The sequence below is a fragment of the Halogranum gelatinilyticum genome (genome assembly GCF_900103715.1).
Classification (GTDB): domain Archaea; phylum Halobacteriota; class Halobacteria; order Halobacteriales; family Haloferacaceae; genus Halogranum; species Halogranum gelatinilyticum.
Window position 1 is genome coordinate 543,322 of the sequence record NZ_FNHL01000002.1, and the last position, 12,925, is coordinate 556,246.

Genomic DNA, 12,925 nt, shown 5'->3' on the forward strand with positions numbered 1-12,925 from the left:
TGGCCGAGAAGCCGAGGCTATGGCAATTATTCTCGAGCTTTCGCTTCCTGCAGAGTCGTTCGCGCTGGGGGACGTGCTCGAGGCCGTACCGGGTACCAAGCTCGAACTGGACCAGGTCGTCCCCACGGGAGGACGGAAGCTTCCGTATCTCTGGGTCGAGACCACCGACTTCGAACAGTTCGAAGAATACGCACAGGACGCGCCGAACGTCGCGGATCTCGAAGCCGTCGAGACGGCCGGTGACAAGCGGCTGTACCAGCTCCGGTGGCAGGGTCGCGTCGAGAACTTCACCACGGGCGTCGTCGAGGCCCAGGGAACGATACTCGCCGGTCGTGCGTCGAGCACGTGTTGGGAGTTCAGACTGCGGTTTCCCGACCGGAGCCACGCGAAGGCGTTCCAGTCGCACTGCGTCGAGACGGAGACACCGCTCGACCTCTCGAAGGTGTACGACCTCTCACAGGGCAGCGCGCGCAAGGAGTACGGGCTGACTGAGAAGCAGTACGTCGCGCTCCAACTCGCCTACGAACGGGGCTACTTCCGCGAGCCACGTGGGGCCGACCTCGCCGACCTCGGCAGCGAGCTCGACATCTCGCCGCGGGCCGTCTCCTACCGACTCCGGCGTGGGGTGTCGAGTCTCGTCGAACACAGTATCGACCCCTGACCCTGCGAATTTATAGCACGGTGACATAAACACGTGCAGACGTGAAGGGGAGCGTATAGCCCGTTCGTCGCCCAACATACGGTGAGGGTTGGCGGATGCTACTCTAGCCCACTCGTAGCGACGGCGTGCCGTCACGCTGCGCGTTCCAGCCTCTGCGCGTGTGGGAGGTGACGCGCGCCGACACTCCGCCGGACTCTCCGCTTTCATACCCGACGCCTAAGTACGCCGACGGTCAGATGTCTCCATGGACGAGACGCTTCCCCCGGTCGGTCTCGGGACGATGGGTATCGAGACGCCCGAACCGGTCACGACGGCCCTCGACGTGGGCTACCGCCATCTCGACACGGCCCAGATCTACCACAACGAGCACGTCGTCGGCGCGGGCGTCGCCGCCAGCGACGTCCCCCGCGAGGAGGTCTTCCTCGCGACGAAGGTCTGGGCGGACAGCCTCGCACCAGACGCCGTCCTCGCGAGCACGCAGGCCAGCCTCGCCCGCCTCGGCGTCGACACCGTCGACCTGCTCTACGTCCACCGGCCCATCGAGAGCTACGCCGCCGAGGCGACGCTTCCGGCCTTCGACGCACTCGTCGACGCGGGCAAGGTCCGGCACGTCGGCGTGAGCAACTTCACTATCGACGAACTGGACGAGGCGATGGCGACGCTCGACGCGCCGCTCTTCGCCCACCAGACGGAGTACCATCCGCTCTTCCAGCGGCCCGAACTCGTCGTCCACGCCCAGGAACACGACTACCACGTCGTCGCCTACTCGCCGCTCGCGGGCGGGCAGGTCTTCGAGAACGAAGTTCTGCAGGACATCGCCGAGAAACACGACACCACGGAGGCCGCCGTCTCCATCGCGTGGCTGCGCTCGATGCAGCACGTCGTCGTCATCCCGAAGGCCGCGAGCGAAGCACATCTCCGGGCGAACTTCGCGGCCCAAGACGTGCGACTCGACGCCGAGGACGTCACGCGCATCGAGGAGATCGAAGACGAAGTGGAGCTGTATCCCGAATGAGCGGCGGAGACGAGCGAGTCGTCGAGTACGACAAACTCGTCCGCGACGACATCCCCGAGATAATCCGTGCCGACGGCGAGAAGCCGGAGACGCACGTCGCCGACGACACGGAGTACGCTCGTCGCCTGCGCGAGAAACTGGTCGAGGAAGCCGAGGAGTTCGCCGAATCGGGCGAGATCGAAGAACTCGCGGACGTCGTCGCCGTCGTCGACGCAATTGGTGAGAACCGGGGCGTCGGCTGGGAGGAACTGGAACGCCGTGCCGACGAGAAAGCCAGCGAGCGTGGCGGCTTCGCCGAGGGAATCGTCCTCGAACGTGTGTGGAAGTAGGGTTCTGGCGCGTGGCTTCGCGCCGTTTCGTCGTTTCCGCGAGGGGAGCGAGCGGAAGCCAGCAAGAACGAAGCTCTTGCGTCGGCGCGTGACACTCGTGCGAGGTTCTCGTGGACGGAGTGAACGAGAGCATGACAGCGCTTGCTCTGCCAAGGGAGCGAAGGAGTCGGTTGGGGAGGATGTGGCTGCGGCGGGTGTCCTCGTGAACCGTGCGGGACCGGAGGTCCCGCTGGAAGCCGGCGCACCGCGCCGGCGACGCAGTGAACGAGGGCTTGGAAGAGCAAGCTCTTCCAATGGGACTGAAAGGGGACGCGTCACCGGAAGCTTTGCTTCCGGTTGCTCGCGAGGGCTTCGCTCTCGCCCAGTTCTCGGCGAAGCACGACGAAGTAAGCACTGCAGGCCGAGGGCCGAGGAGCATGGCGAGTCGCGCGAGTTGAGAACGCGTGGGCTTTCGTGCTGTTCTCACACTCTGTGGAATCAAACAAGTGGCTCTGTTGAAATGCTCTATCACTGACAGTCTGTTGAGGCCGTGCTGAATAGAGCGCGCAAGTCGGTCACGAACCAATCGTCATCTGGTGGGGAGTAACGTGAGAGACACAGAGAATGAGTCCGTCACCGATTAACCCCGAGTCCCACTACAACAGTTCCAGCTACCACAAGGAGGATTCCAACCCCAAGAAGAGATCCCAGTCCCTCGATTCTCCCAAGAACTGCAAAGAAAATCGCAATCAGTGTCATCTGAGTTCCTGCAAATACGGCTTTCAGATTTAGTTCGTCTCTGCTCATGTGAACAGAAATCCATGGAGAAGGTAAATCAGTTCTGTTACGAAGAGTGGCGGATTGCTGAACTCACCCTCTATATTCAGCACGCGATATCTGTCACCCCTCGAGGATTTTGACAACACCAAACAAGTCATAAGCGGACGAACAGGCATCGTGCTCAGCTAGTCATACCGAGCAAGGTCTATCCGCCTCCAGCCCCTTCCAGCCAGTATGAGTAACCCTGAGAGCCAAAACGTCCCCAAGACCGACGAGGAATGGCGCGAGAAGCTGTCCGAGGAGGAGTACCGTATCCTCCGACAGAGCGGCACCGAGGCGCGCTTCTCCGGCGAGCACGTCGACCGCGACGACGCCGGCGTCTACAAATGCAAGGGCTGTGGGTCGGTCCTGTTCGAATCGGACACGAAGTTCGACTCGTCGTGTGGCTGGCCGAGTTTCTACGCCGCCGAGGAGGCGAACGTGACGAAACACGTCGACACGAGCCACGGAATGCGCCGCACGGAGGTCCGGTGTGCGACCTGTGACGGCCATCTCGGCCACGTCTTCGACGACGGTCCCAAGCCGACGGGCAAGCGGTTCTGTATCAACTCCGTCGCGCTCGACTTCGAAGCCGACGAGTAATCGCAGTAACGCGAACGCTCTTTTCGGCCGCCCGCGACCGCAGAGATGTGACCGACTCCCCACGGCTCCTGATTCCGTACCACGTCCCGCCGAGCCGAACGAACGAACTCCTCGACGCCCTCGACGGCCACCTCCCGGCCGACAGCCTCGTCGTCGCCGACACACCCGCCGAGTCACGCGAACTCGCCCCGTCGGCCGACGGTATCGTGACCTACCATCTCGACGCCGACCTGCTCGACGCGGCCGAGAACCTCCGGTGGATTCAGTGTCTCAGTGCCGGTGTCGACCACTACGACTTCGACGCGCTCCGCGAGCGGGATGTCGTCCTCACCAACTCGTCGGGCATCCACGCCGAACCCATCGCCGAGCAGGTGCTCTGCTACCTGCTGATGTTCGAGCGCGGCCTCGTCCAGGCGGGCCGTCAGCAGGCCCGCGGCGTCTGGGAACGGTTCGAGGGCGGCGAGCTTCGGGGCAAAACGGTCGGCGTCGTCGGCGTCGGAGCCATCGGCGGGCGAGTCGCCCAGGTCTGCTCCGCGCTCGGGATGCGCGTCCTCGGCACCAAGCGCGACACCAGCGAGGTGCCCGGCGGCGTCGACGAACTCTACGCGGCCGACGAGTACCACCAACTCCTGCTCGACGCGGACTACGTCGTCCTCGCCTGCCCACTGACCGACGAGACCGAGGGCCTGCTGGGCCGCGAGGAGTTCCGACTCATGTCCGAGGAGAGCGTGCTGGTCAACATCGCCCGCGGCGGCGTCGTCGACGAGGCCGCGATGACCCGTGCACTCCAGAACCGGGCGATCCGCGGGGCTGCACTCGACGTGTTCGAGACCGAACCCCTACCCCCCGGGTCGCCCTTGTGGGACCTCTCGAACGTCGTCGTCACGCCCCACATGGCCGGGTCGACCCCCAAGAAGCCCGAACGCTGGCGCGACATCATCGTCGGGAACTACGAGGCACTCGCGGCGGACGACCGCGACGCGATGGTCAACCGGATCGTCTGAGCCGAAAAGCAGTCACGGCACAACCGCTTTCTCGGTCGGCGACGACGACTCCCGCATGGTCTCTCGCGATACGAAAGTGACCGCCGTCTTCGCCCTCCTCGGGACGGCACTGTGGCTCGTGGCGGGGCAACTGACGGACGTCCAGTGGATTCAGTGGGCCGTGTTGGTCGGCGTCGGCATCGTCGTGCCGACGCTCCTCAACGAACGCCGCGGCTGAGACGACCCCGTCGCGCCCCGTACCGCCCTACCTGCCGTCAGCCACCGCGTCGCCGACACCGCCGAATCGCGTCGACGACCTCGCGGCCGTCGTCGTGCTCGGAGAGGTCACCGCGGTAGACCGTCGGAACGGGGAGTCTCCGGCGGACTCGCAGCGTATCTCCATGGTCGGCGTCGACGCGGCTGACCTGCCGCCACGGGACGAGCGTCTGCGGGTTTCCGCCTTCGGAGCGGACCAGTAGCCCGCTGTCGAGCGCGACGAGCTGGTACGTGTCGCGTCCGCGGAAGAGCAGCAGAGCGGCACTGACACCGCTAGCCGCCCCGAGTTCGAGCACCGAGTACGGCTCGCCGAACGCGACAGAGACCGTCACGAGGACGACGACGCTCTCGGCGAACAGCAGCGGGAACTCGCCCCATCGGGACTTCGTGACCGTCGCGAGCGCGTGTGCCCGCTCGGCGTCGGCGACGACGCGCGCCCGCCGCTGTCTGCCGAGTATCCCCACGACCAGCGCGAGAAGGCTAGTCAGCGAGAACGGGACGTGAAGCGACTCGGGGAGCGCGAGACTGCCATCGAGGACGCTGAGACCGGCAAGCACCAGGGTCGCGACGGCAGCCGCAAGTGCCGGGAGGAGATGGAGTCGCCCGTCGAGCGCGGTGTCGACTCGGTCGGGGAACCGTTCGAGGACGGCCCAGACGGCGAGCGCGACGGCGAGACCGATGCCGACCACGACGCCGGACGTCGCTGAGACGGCGAGCACGAGACCGGAGGCGACTGCCGAGCCGACGAACAGGCCGGTGGCGGCAGCGAAGCCGTCGACAGCGGGGAGGGTGGGACGCATCGTCGAATCTTTCACACCGCTCGTTTCAAATAATCATCCACTGCCGCCGCCCCGCCGACATCGCCGTATCGCGTCGGCGACTTCGCGAGCGTCGTCGCGCGAGGAGAGGTCCGCGAGAAACGTCCGCGGGACCGGCAGTCCGCAGACGACCCGCAGCCTGTCGCCCTCGGCTTCGACCGTCCGAACCCGTTGCCACGGGACGAGCGACCGCGGCTTCCCGCCCTCGCTCCGGACGAGCAGGCCGTTGTCGATGACGGCGAGTTCCGTCGTCTCCGGGCCAGTGAAGAAGACGATAGCGAGCGTCCCGAGGACGAAGCCGACCACGGAGCCGATGCCGACCGTGCCTTCGAGGAGATACGACATGACCGCGAGGGTTGGGACGGCCCCGAGAAGCGGGTAGACGAGCTGTTGCCAGCGCGGCTGCTGTGCGGTGACGACGGCGTGAATCGGTACCCCGTCGGCGAGAGTACGGACGCGTCGGAACTCGCCGACCACGCCGACGAGGATACCGCCGACTGCCAGGCCGACGAACGCCCACGTGGCGGTGAGACCGACGTCCGAGACAAGTCCGGCCAGCCGTCCACCGACGGCGACGAGGACCGGCAACAGCAGTAGCCCGGCGATAGCGACGTGAAGCCGCCAGCGGAGCGTCGCGTCGACTCGCTCGGGGATCTGTTCGAGGGCGGTCCAGACGGCGATGGCGACGACGACGCCGAGCGCGCCGAGCGGCTCTTCGACAGGGACGTCGACGCCGGGGGCGACGACCAGTGCCCCGACGACGGCGGCGGCGGTGACGATGCCGACGGTGAGACTGAAGCCGTCGGCGGAGGGGAGGCGGGGACGCATCGGCCGAGAGTTCTCGTGGGTCGTGGTAAAGTCTTGACCCGTTTCCGACGACAGTCGGTCCACGCTGGGGTGGTGGAGAGACTGCCGTGGGCGAGAGACAGACGACGGTCTCGGGGCGCAGAACGTCCGTTTCTGCCGGACGAAGGTTAAGCCGACGCGTGTGGTATGATACACCATGGCAGACACATCGCCGGAGTTCGACGAGTCGTTCACGGAGGAGATCGAGATCGACGACGGCGAGTTCGACCAGCTGTTCGGCATCGTCGTCGACGGTGTCGTCGGCGCGGCGGGCGGGCTGGTCGGCACGGCGATGTTGACCGGCGTGTTGCTCGTCGCGGAGTCGGTCGGAGCCTTCTCGCGGGAGTCGTTCGCGTCGCTGGCGACGCTCGTCGGGCTGGAGGCGTTCGGCCCGGCAGTCGTCATCGGCTATCTCGTCTTCCTCGCGAACGGGATGGTGCCGTTTCCGCTGCTGTTCGCCTCGGTGATGGAGTATCTCCCAGGCGAGCGGCCGCCGGTCAGCGGGATGGTCTTCGGTGCCATCCTCTGGACCGGGTTCGTCCTCGCGTTCAACGAGGGCTTCACCGGCTTCGCGCTCGTCGGCTACGTCGTCCTGACGTTCGTCGCCCACCTCGCCTACGGCTTCGGTCTCGGGCTGGTCTTCGAGTATCTGTCGACCCGTCCCGATTCGCTCGTGTGAGCCGCGGTCGCGATTCCTGAGGATTCCCGACCGTGTCGGGAGAGTGGTGTTGCCGCGAATCGACGACTGAGTTTTGCCGTCGCCGACCCTCTCTCGGCTATGACGGTGGACCCCGAGGTCGAGCGACTCCTGACGAGCGAGCCGGTCATGGCACATCTGGCGACGTGTTCCGACGGCCGCCCCCACGTCGCGCCGGTCTGGTACGACTACGCCGACGGCGTGGTCGAGATACTGACGACGGGCCGGAAACTCGCCAACATCCGCGAGAACCCGCTAGTCGCGCTGTCGGTGCAGAAAGACGAGGGGGGACAGGCGGAGTGGATGGTGTCGCTACTCGGGACGGCGGAAGTCGTCGAGGACGAGGAAGCGACGCGGGCGGCGGAGAGCCGTATCAACCCGAAGTACGGCGCGCCCCCCGACGCGTGGACCGGCAACACGTTGGTCCGCGTCGAGGTCGGGTCGGCGTCGTCGCGGACGTACTGACCGCTCAGTCGTCGGCGGTGCTCGCAGCCGGGGTCGGTCCGTCGCCCTCGGCCGACGCGCCGGGTTCGGGCAGACCGATGCCCGTCGCCGCGACGGCGAAGAGGATGAGCGGCGAGAGAATGCCGAAGAAGTAGAACGGCGCGTAGGCGGTCGTCGCCACGCCCGTCACTTCGGCCATGTAGACCGCGCCGGCGTGCCACGGGATGAGCGCGCCGGTCGGCGTGCCCGCCGACTCGATGGCCTGCGAGAGGTCGTCGGTGTCCAGTCCGTACTCGTCGTAGACGTCACGGAGCGTGAGACCGGGGACGACGATGCTCATGTACTGCTGGGCGGTGAGGACGTTCGTCAGGATGGCGGCCGCACCCGTCCCGGCGACGAGACCGGCGACCGAGCTGACGGACTGGGCGAGTTCGTTGGCGAGGACGGCGAGGACGCCCGTCTTCTCGAGGAGGCCGCCGAGCGAGAGCGCGGCGACGACGACGGTGATGGTCCACGCCGAGCCGGTGAGACCACCGGAGCCGAGCAGGCCGTTCACGAGGTCGCTGCCCGTCTGCGGCGACGTGCCGTACATGAAGACCTCCCAGGCTTCGACGAAGCCTGCGCCCTGGAAGACGATGGTCGTGAAGACCCCGGCGAGGACGCCCGCGACGAGCGTCGGAATCGCCGGGAACTGCCGCAGTGCGAGACCGAAGGTCACGAGCAGCGGCAGGAAGACGAGCGGCGTCAAGTTGTAGCTGCCCGAGAGCGCGGACTGGATCTCCGCGACCGTGCCGGGGGGCGACCCGCCGCTCGCGACCTGCAGCCCGAGGACGACGTAGATGGCCGCCGCGAGACCGAACGCCAGAAGCGTGCTGTTGCGCATCGCGCGGATGTGGTCGTAGAGGTCGGTGTTGGTGACACCCGCTGCGAGGTTGGTCGTATCGGAGAGCGGCGACTGCTTGTCACCGGCGTAGGCACCGGAGAGCACCGCGCCAACGGTCATCGCCCCGGGAATACCCAGCCCGGAGCCGATGCCGACGAAGGCGACGCCGAGGGTGCCGACCGTCGTCCACGACGAGCCGATGGCGAAGGCGACGGCGAAGGCGAGCACCGCGGCGACGGGCAGGAAGACCTGCGGGGAGAGCAGTTCCAGCCCGTAGGACATCAGCGCGGGAATCGTCCCCGCGCTGACCCACGTCGCGATGAGCGCGTAGATGACGAAGATGATGAACAGTGCCTGACGGCCCATGAGCAGGCCGCGGGCGAGACCGTCGCCGACGTCGTCCCACGACAGGCCGAGTTTGCGCCGGGCGAGGACGGCGGTGAAGATGATGCTCCAGAGCAGTGGCACGTGCGGGTCGAGCTTGAGCACGGCCGAGCCGACGCCGAGAAAGAGGACGACCGCCAGGACGGGTAGGAGTGCCGTCCGGAACGACGGTCGGTGCTCGGGGTCGATGTCGTCGACCGTGAGTGGTGTGATGTCGAGCGTTCCCATCGACTCGATGTATGCGCATAGAGCATAAAAGCTCGTTGGATTATGCGCACAGGTCATGCGGTCTGGTGACACGACCCGTGAGGAGACGGGGCAAATGAGCCGACGGCGACAGGTCGCTGCGGCGACACGCCGGACTACCGAACGAGTCGTTCGCGTGCGGAAACGAGCCGTTAGTCGGCGAAAACGAGTAGTCGGGGCTAGTGGGCAATGCGAGCAGTCGAGGTCAGTGGAGACAACGAGCAGTCGAGGCTAGTGGGTCAAGACGAGCAGTTGGTCGTCGGTGCGGGCGAGACAGATCGGGCCGTTGGGCGCGCTGTTGAACGTCACTTCCGACTGCTCGGAAACGAAGAGTCGTTCGAACGGTCGGTCGCAAGCGGGGCACAGACAGTCCTCGCGGTTCTCCAGATACATCGTTCCGCGGTCCTGCTTGACGAGTTTGAGCTTCGTCCGGTAGTCGTGGACGTCGAAGCCGTCGGAGACGTCGAGGCGGGTCATAGCGAGGGGACGGGAGAGACCGAAAAGTAGCTACGGGTCGTGCGGCGTCGGCATCGCGTGGTTCTCGTCGTCGACACAGTTCCGGAGTCGGTCGGTGTTGTGGGCGGCGAACTGCTGTTGGCACCGGGCGATGCCCGAGGCGGTGTCGCGGTCGGATGACGTGTCGAGCGGGCCGTCCGACCGTGTCGGCTCGTCCGTGGGCTGGCTGTCGGTTCGCGGCTCGGTTTCGATCTCTGTCGGCTGTCGGCTGTCGGTCGTCGGGTAGGTGTGTGTGCTCACTGTCGGTTGGTGTCGAAATCGGTCGTCCGTGTCGGTGCGCGGGTCGAAGGGGAGAATCAGACGCGTACGGATACGACCGACATGATGTACTCGGGGGGAGACACCCATCCATCATAAATGTTCATGTTGGAACAGACGTTGCGGTGAGGGGCGACGCTCCGGACTGTCTGCAACGACACCATGTATAAGATAACCGTTCGCGTACTGACTACTCTCTCATGACGTGGCAGTCGACACCGGCAGTGTTGGTGTTGTTCGTAGCGGGTCTTGCCGCGCTCTCGTGGGCGGTGTACGGCTTCGCGAGCCGACGGCCACACGGCGACGCGCACGTCACGGTCCTGTCGTTGCTCTGTCTCGCCGTGGCCGGCTGGGCCTTCGGCTACGGCGTCCAGCTCTCCGCCACCGACTTCCGGACGCAACTCGCCGTCTACAAGCTGCTCCACGTCGCGGCGGCCTTCGTCGCCCCGCTGTGGTTTCTGTTCGGCGTCGCCTACGAGGGACGGTCCGGACTGCCGAGCCGTCGCCGCGTCGCCCTCCTCTGTGTCGTCCCGGTGGTGCTGTTGCTCGCGCTCCCGACGAATCCGGGGTCGCTGGTCCTGACCGCCGCCTCCCAGCAGTCGGTCGGGGGTCTCGTCACGCTCGTCACCGACAGCGGCCCGCTCTATCAGCTCTTCTTGGCCTACAGCTACGTCCTCCTCCTCGTCGGCTGCGGGCTCGTCGGCCGCCACGCGCTCCGGTCGGCCCCGCACGTCCGCGGGCAGGCGACGCTCGTGCTCGCCGCGGCACTCGTCCCCTTCGCCGTGAGCGTGCTGGATACGTTCGACGTGCCGCCTGTCGGCACGCTCCCGATCAACCTGACGCCGGTGTCGCTCTCGCTGTCGGTCGTCGTCTTCGGTCTCGCCGTCTTCCGGAACCGGCTGTTCGACCCGACGCCGGTCGCCCGGACGACCGTCTTCGAGACGATGCGCGAGGGCGTAGTCGTCGTCGCCGCCGACGGTCGGGTCGTCGACGTCAACCCGGCTGCACGGACACTGCTTGACCTCCCGGACGACGTCGTAGGACGACAGGCGTCCAGCGTCGTCCCTGGCGTCGAGAGCGGCGACGGTGCCAGCGTCGACGCCGAGTTGGTGGTGTGCCCCGAGGATGGGAGCGGCGAACGACACACGCTGCAAGTGACGCGCTCACCGCTCGACCCCGACGGGACCGCCGGTGGGTCGGTTCTGCTCTACCACGACGTGACCGAGCGGGAGGCACACCGGCGGCTGCTCGAACGCCGCAACGACCGTCTCGACACGTTCACCACGACCATCTCCCACGACCTGCGTAACCCGCTCAGCGTCATCTCCGGCTACGTCGCACTGACGCGCGACACGGGGAACCTCGACCATCTCGACACCGTCGACCGGACGGTCACCCGCATCGCCGACTTCCTCGACGACCTCCTCACGTTGGCCCGCCAGGGACGGACCATCGGCGACCCGGTCCGCGTCTCGCTCGCGGCACTCGTCGACGAGACGGTCGCGGCCGCCGAGACCGAGCTGACCGTCGAGGCGACGACGGACAGAGACCTCCTCGCGGACCCCGACCGGCTCAGACAGGTCTTCGAGAACCTGCTCCACAACGCGGCCGACCACGGCGGCGCGACGACGGTCCGCGTCGGCGACCTCCCCGACGGGTTCTTCGTCGAGGACGACGGGACGGGAATCTCGGCCGAGAAACGGGAGACGGTGTTCGACTACGGCTACACGACGAGTGCCGGTGGAAGCGGCTTCGGACTCGTCATCGTCCGCGAGATCGTCGAGGCCCACGGCTGGGAGATCGCGGTCACCGAGGGGTCGACGGGGGGCGCGCGCTTCGAGGTGACGGGCGTCGACTCGATGACCCCGATTGCGGCCTCGTTGTCGACGGAACCGCCACGGACGGAGCCGTCGCAGGCGTCCGCCGAGGAGAGCGGAGTCGACGACTGACCGCCGGACGGTCGACGTGCGCGACTCGCAGTGTGCGCGACCCGCAGTGTTTTCTACGCGCTCACCCTCGCGTGACGCATGTCGACAGACAGAGACCGCGTCGTCGTGGTCGGCGCGGGCGTCTCGGGGCTGGCTATCGCCCGCGAACTCGCCCCCGACCACGACGTGCTCGTGCTCGACAAGGGCGGCGTCGCCGCCGACACCTCCTCGCGCGCCTCCGGGATGATCTCGCTCTCGCTTGAACCGTTCCCCGACGGCTGGGCCGAGTTCGCCTTGGAGGAGTTCCGCGCGCTCGACGGGCAGGGCGTCTTCTCGTTCACCGAGGAGGAGACCGTCCGACTCGTGCCCGAGTCAGAGAGCGAGCGATACACCGACGACGCACCCGACGGCGGGGAGTTCCTCGCGCGCGACGAACTCGAAGCCCGCTACCCCGACTCCTTCGGTGACCTCTCGGCCTACGGCGGCGGTCTCGTCTACGACGGGACCGGCTATCTGGACGCGCTGGACTACGCGATGACCCTGAAGTGGGCGGCAGAGACGGCCGGAGCGGGCGTCTTCCGCGACCACGAGGTGACGGACCTCCGCGTCGAGGATGGGCAGGTCACGGGCGTCGAGACCGAATACGGCCCGATCGACGCCGACCACGTCGTCTACGCGACGGGCTGGAAGACCCGCGACCTCCTCGCCGAGTACGTCGAACTACCCGTGCGGCCGCTCCGGTGGAACGCGCTCGTCGTCGAACCCGACGAGCCGCTGCCGCCGGACTGCCCGCTCGGCTCGGAGCCGACGATGCGGGTCTACTGGCGACCCACTCGTCGGGGCGACGTCCTCATCGGCGGCAACGAACACCTCCTCGCAGACCCCGAAGGGACGGAGATGGCCGTCGACGAGGCCTTCCACGACATGGTGATGGAGGAGATCGCGCCGCTGTTGAACGGCGTCGCGGAGGGGACAGTCCGGCGAGAAGACTGCTGTCCGACGGCCGACTGTGCCTCGCCGGACGGCCTCCCCATCATCGACGCACCCGAGGAAGCACCGGACGGGTTGGCCCTCGTGACAGGGCTGCACGGTCGCGGCGTGATGCTCTCGCCCGTGACGGGGCGGGCAGTCCGGTCGCTCGTGACGGGTGAGGACGCGCCGTTCCCAACGGGAGAGTTCGAGCTCGACCGGTTCGACGACCGCTCGGCGGACTTCGAGTACCGGAGCCACTGGAATTAGA

At 66.9% G+C, this 12,925-nt stretch carries 16 protein-coding genes; 10 read left to right on the forward strand and 6 right to left on the reverse strand.

From position 1 onward, the window contains the following. The first annotated feature begins 19 nt into the window (after positions 1 to 19). The 3 genes from BLR57_RS09345 to BLR57_RS09355 all read left to right on the forward strand — a co-directional run bounded on the left by BLR57_RS09345 (position 20) and on the right by BLR57_RS09355 (position 2,005). A complete protein-coding gene (locus tag BLR57_RS09345) occupies positions 20 to 661 on the forward strand; it encodes a helix-turn-helix domain-containing protein (RefSeq protein WP_089697142.1) in 642 nt (213 codons plus the stop codon). Between the two features lie 244 nt (positions 662 to 905). Continuing rightward, entirely contained in the window at positions 906 to 1,676 is a 771-nt protein-coding gene (locus BLR57_RS09350) for an aldo/keto reductase (RefSeq protein ID WP_089697144.1), read from the forward strand. Next, positions 1,673 to 2,005 (forward strand): nucleoside triphosphate pyrophosphohydrolase, encoded by a 333-nt coding sequence (locus tag BLR57_RS09355; RefSeq protein ID WP_089697146.1) that lies wholly within the window; start codon positions 1,673 to 1,675, stop codon positions 2,003 to 2,005. The genes BLR57_RS09350 and BLR57_RS09355 overlap by 4 nt, the downstream gene beginning before the upstream one ends. A 612-nt stretch (positions 2,006 to 2,617) precedes the next feature. Here BLR57_RS09355 and BLR57_RS19360 read toward each other — a convergent pair. After that, the gene (locus tag BLR57_RS19360; protein WP_170830598.1) at positions 2,618 to 2,791 is read right to left on the reverse strand and encodes a hypothetical protein; all 174 of its coding nucleotides are present in this window, start codon (positions 2,789 to 2,791) and stop codon (positions 2,618 to 2,620) included. 207 nt (positions 2,792 to 2,998) lie between these two features. Between BLR57_RS19360 and msrB the strand changes: the two genes are divergently transcribed. From msrB to BLR57_RS19365, 3 genes are read left to right on the forward strand one after another with little or no spacing between them, the layout of a single operon-like run. Beyond that, on the forward strand, positions 2,999 to 3,406 hold the full coding sequence (gene msrB, locus BLR57_RS09360; protein ID WP_089697148.1) for a peptide-methionine (R)-S-oxide reductase MsrB: 408 nt from the start codon (positions 2,999 to 3,001) through the stop codon (positions 3,404 to 3,406). A 47-nt stretch (positions 3,407 to 3,453) separates the two neighbouring features. Beyond that, positions 3,454 to 4,410 carry a D-2-hydroxyacid dehydrogenase gene (locus BLR57_RS09365; RefSeq protein ID WP_089697150.1) on the forward strand — a complete coding sequence of 319 codons (957 nt, stop codon included), beginning with the start codon at positions 3,454 to 3,456 and terminating at the stop codon, positions 4,408 to 4,410. 55 nt (positions 4,411 to 4,465) lie between these two features. Beyond that, positions 4,466 to 4,627 (forward strand): DUF7987 family protein, encoded by a 162-nt coding sequence (locus BLR57_RS19365; protein ID WP_170830599.1) that lies wholly within the window; start codon positions 4,466 to 4,468, stop codon positions 4,625 to 4,627. A 37-nt stretch (positions 4,628 to 4,664) separates the two neighbouring features. Here BLR57_RS19365 and BLR57_RS09370 read toward each other — a convergent pair whose 3' ends face one another. After that, the gene (locus BLR57_RS09370) at positions 4,665 to 5,465 is read right to left on the reverse strand and encodes a hypothetical protein (protein ID WP_089697152.1); all 801 of its coding nucleotides are present in this window, start codon (positions 5,463 to 5,465) and stop codon (positions 4,665 to 4,667) included. A 33-nt stretch (positions 5,466 to 5,498) separates the two neighbouring features. Next, entirely contained in the window at positions 5,499 to 6,311 is an 813-nt protein-coding gene (locus tag BLR57_RS09375; RefSeq protein WP_089697154.1) for a hypothetical protein, read from the reverse strand. 175 nt (positions 6,312 to 6,486) lie between these two features. Between BLR57_RS09375 and BLR57_RS09380 the strand changes: the two genes are divergently transcribed. Further along, positions 6,487 to 7,008, forward strand: a complete 522-nt coding sequence (locus BLR57_RS09380; RefSeq protein WP_089697156.1) for a DUF6789 family protein — start codon at positions 6,487 to 6,489, stop codon at positions 7,006 to 7,008. 99 nt (positions 7,009 to 7,107) lie between these two features. Next, the gene (locus BLR57_RS09385) at positions 7,108 to 7,491 is read left to right on the forward strand and encodes a pyridoxamine 5'-phosphate oxidase family protein (protein WP_089697158.1); all 384 of its coding nucleotides are present in this window, start codon (positions 7,108 to 7,110) and stop codon (positions 7,489 to 7,491) included. A 4-nt stretch (positions 7,492 to 7,495) separates the two neighbouring features. On the opposite strand, the gene arcD is transcribed toward BLR57_RS09385, so the two are convergent. The 3 genes from arcD to BLR57_RS09400 all read right to left on the reverse strand — a co-directional run bounded on the left by arcD (position 7,496) and on the right by BLR57_RS09400 (position 9,739). After that, positions 7,496 to 8,965 (reverse strand): arginine/ornithine antiporter ArcD, encoded by a 1,470-nt coding sequence (gene arcD / locus BLR57_RS09390; RefSeq protein ID WP_089697160.1) that lies wholly within the window; start codon positions 8,963 to 8,965, stop codon positions 7,496 to 7,498. 249 nt (positions 8,966 to 9,214) lie between these two features. Further along, a complete protein-coding gene (locus tag BLR57_RS09395) occupies positions 9,215 to 9,460 on the reverse strand; it encodes a DUF7385 family protein (protein WP_089697161.1) in 246 nt (81 codons plus the stop codon). 30 nt (positions 9,461 to 9,490) lie between these two features. Then, positions 9,491 to 9,739 carry a hypothetical protein gene (locus tag BLR57_RS09400; protein ID WP_139173314.1) on the reverse strand — a complete coding sequence of 83 codons (249 nt, stop codon included), beginning with the start codon at positions 9,737 to 9,739 and terminating at the stop codon, positions 9,491 to 9,493. Between the two features lie 218 nt (positions 9,740 to 9,957). Here BLR57_RS09400 and BLR57_RS09405 point away from each other — a divergent pair, with 218 nt between their 5' ends. Both BLR57_RS09405 and BLR57_RS09410 read left to right on the forward strand, forming a co-directional pair. Then, the gene (locus BLR57_RS09405) at positions 9,958 to 11,706 is read left to right on the forward strand and encodes a histidine kinase N-terminal 7TM domain-containing protein (protein ID WP_089697165.1); all 1,749 of its coding nucleotides are present in this window, start codon (positions 9,958 to 9,960) and stop codon (positions 11,704 to 11,706) included. 78 nt (positions 11,707 to 11,784) lie between these two features. Further along, on the forward strand, positions 11,785 to 12,924 hold the full coding sequence (locus BLR57_RS09410) for an NAD(P)/FAD-dependent oxidoreductase (protein ID WP_089697167.1): 1,140 nt from the start codon (positions 11,785 to 11,787) through the stop codon (positions 12,922 to 12,924). Position 12,925 lies beyond the last annotated feature (1 nt).

Excerpts from the sequence above, each read along its gene's own strand:
- BLR57_RS09385 (WP_089697158.1), top strand. The coding sequence starts at position 7,108 with ATGACGGTGGACCCCGAGGTCGAGCGACTCCTGACGAGCGAGCCGGTC.
- BLR57_RS09395 (WP_089697161.1), bottom strand. The coding sequence starts at position 9,460 with ATGACCCGCCTCGACGTCTCCGACGGCTTCGACGTCCACGACTACCGG.
- BLR57_RS09350 (WP_089697144.1), top strand. The coding sequence starts at position 906 with ATGGACGAGACGCTTCCCCCGGTCGGTCTCGGGACGATGGGTATCGAG.
- BLR57_RS19360 (WP_170830598.1), bottom strand. The coding sequence starts at position 2,791 with ATGAGCAGAGACGAACTAAATCTGAAAGCCGTATTTGCAGGAACTCAG.
- arcD (WP_089697160.1), bottom strand. The coding sequence starts at position 8,965 with ATGGGAACGCTCGACATCACACCACTCACGGTCGACGACATCGACCCC.
- BLR57_RS09370 (WP_089697152.1), bottom strand. The coding sequence starts at position 5,465 with ATGCGTCCCACCCTCCCCGCTGTCGACGGCTTCGCTGCCGCCACCGGC.
- msrB (WP_089697148.1), top strand. The coding sequence starts at position 2,999 with ATGAGTAACCCTGAGAGCCAAAACGTCCCCAAGACCGACGAGGAATGG.
- BLR57_RS09410 (WP_089697167.1), top strand. The coding sequence starts at position 11,785 with ATGTCGACAGACAGAGACCGCGTCGTCGTGGTCGGCGCGGGCGTCTCG.
- BLR57_RS09355 (WP_089697146.1), top strand. The coding sequence starts at position 1,673 with ATGAGCGGCGGAGACGAGCGAGTCGTCGAGTACGACAAACTCGTCCGC.
- BLR57_RS19365 (WP_170830599.1), top strand. The coding sequence starts at position 4,466 with ATGGTCTCTCGCGATACGAAAGTGACCGCCGTCTTCGCCCTCCTCGGG.
- BLR57_RS09375 (WP_089697154.1), bottom strand. The coding sequence starts at position 6,311 with ATGCGTCCCCGCCTCCCCTCCGCCGACGGCTTCAGTCTCACCGTCGGC.
- BLR57_RS09345 (WP_089697142.1), top strand. The coding sequence starts at position 20 with ATGGCAATTATTCTCGAGCTTTCGCTTCCTGCAGAGTCGTTCGCGCTG.
- BLR57_RS09380 (WP_089697156.1), top strand. The coding sequence starts at position 6,487 with ATGGCAGACACATCGCCGGAGTTCGACGAGTCGTTCACGGAGGAGATC.
- BLR57_RS09405 (WP_089697165.1), top strand. The coding sequence starts at position 9,958 with ATGACGTGGCAGTCGACACCGGCAGTGTTGGTGTTGTTCGTAGCGGGT.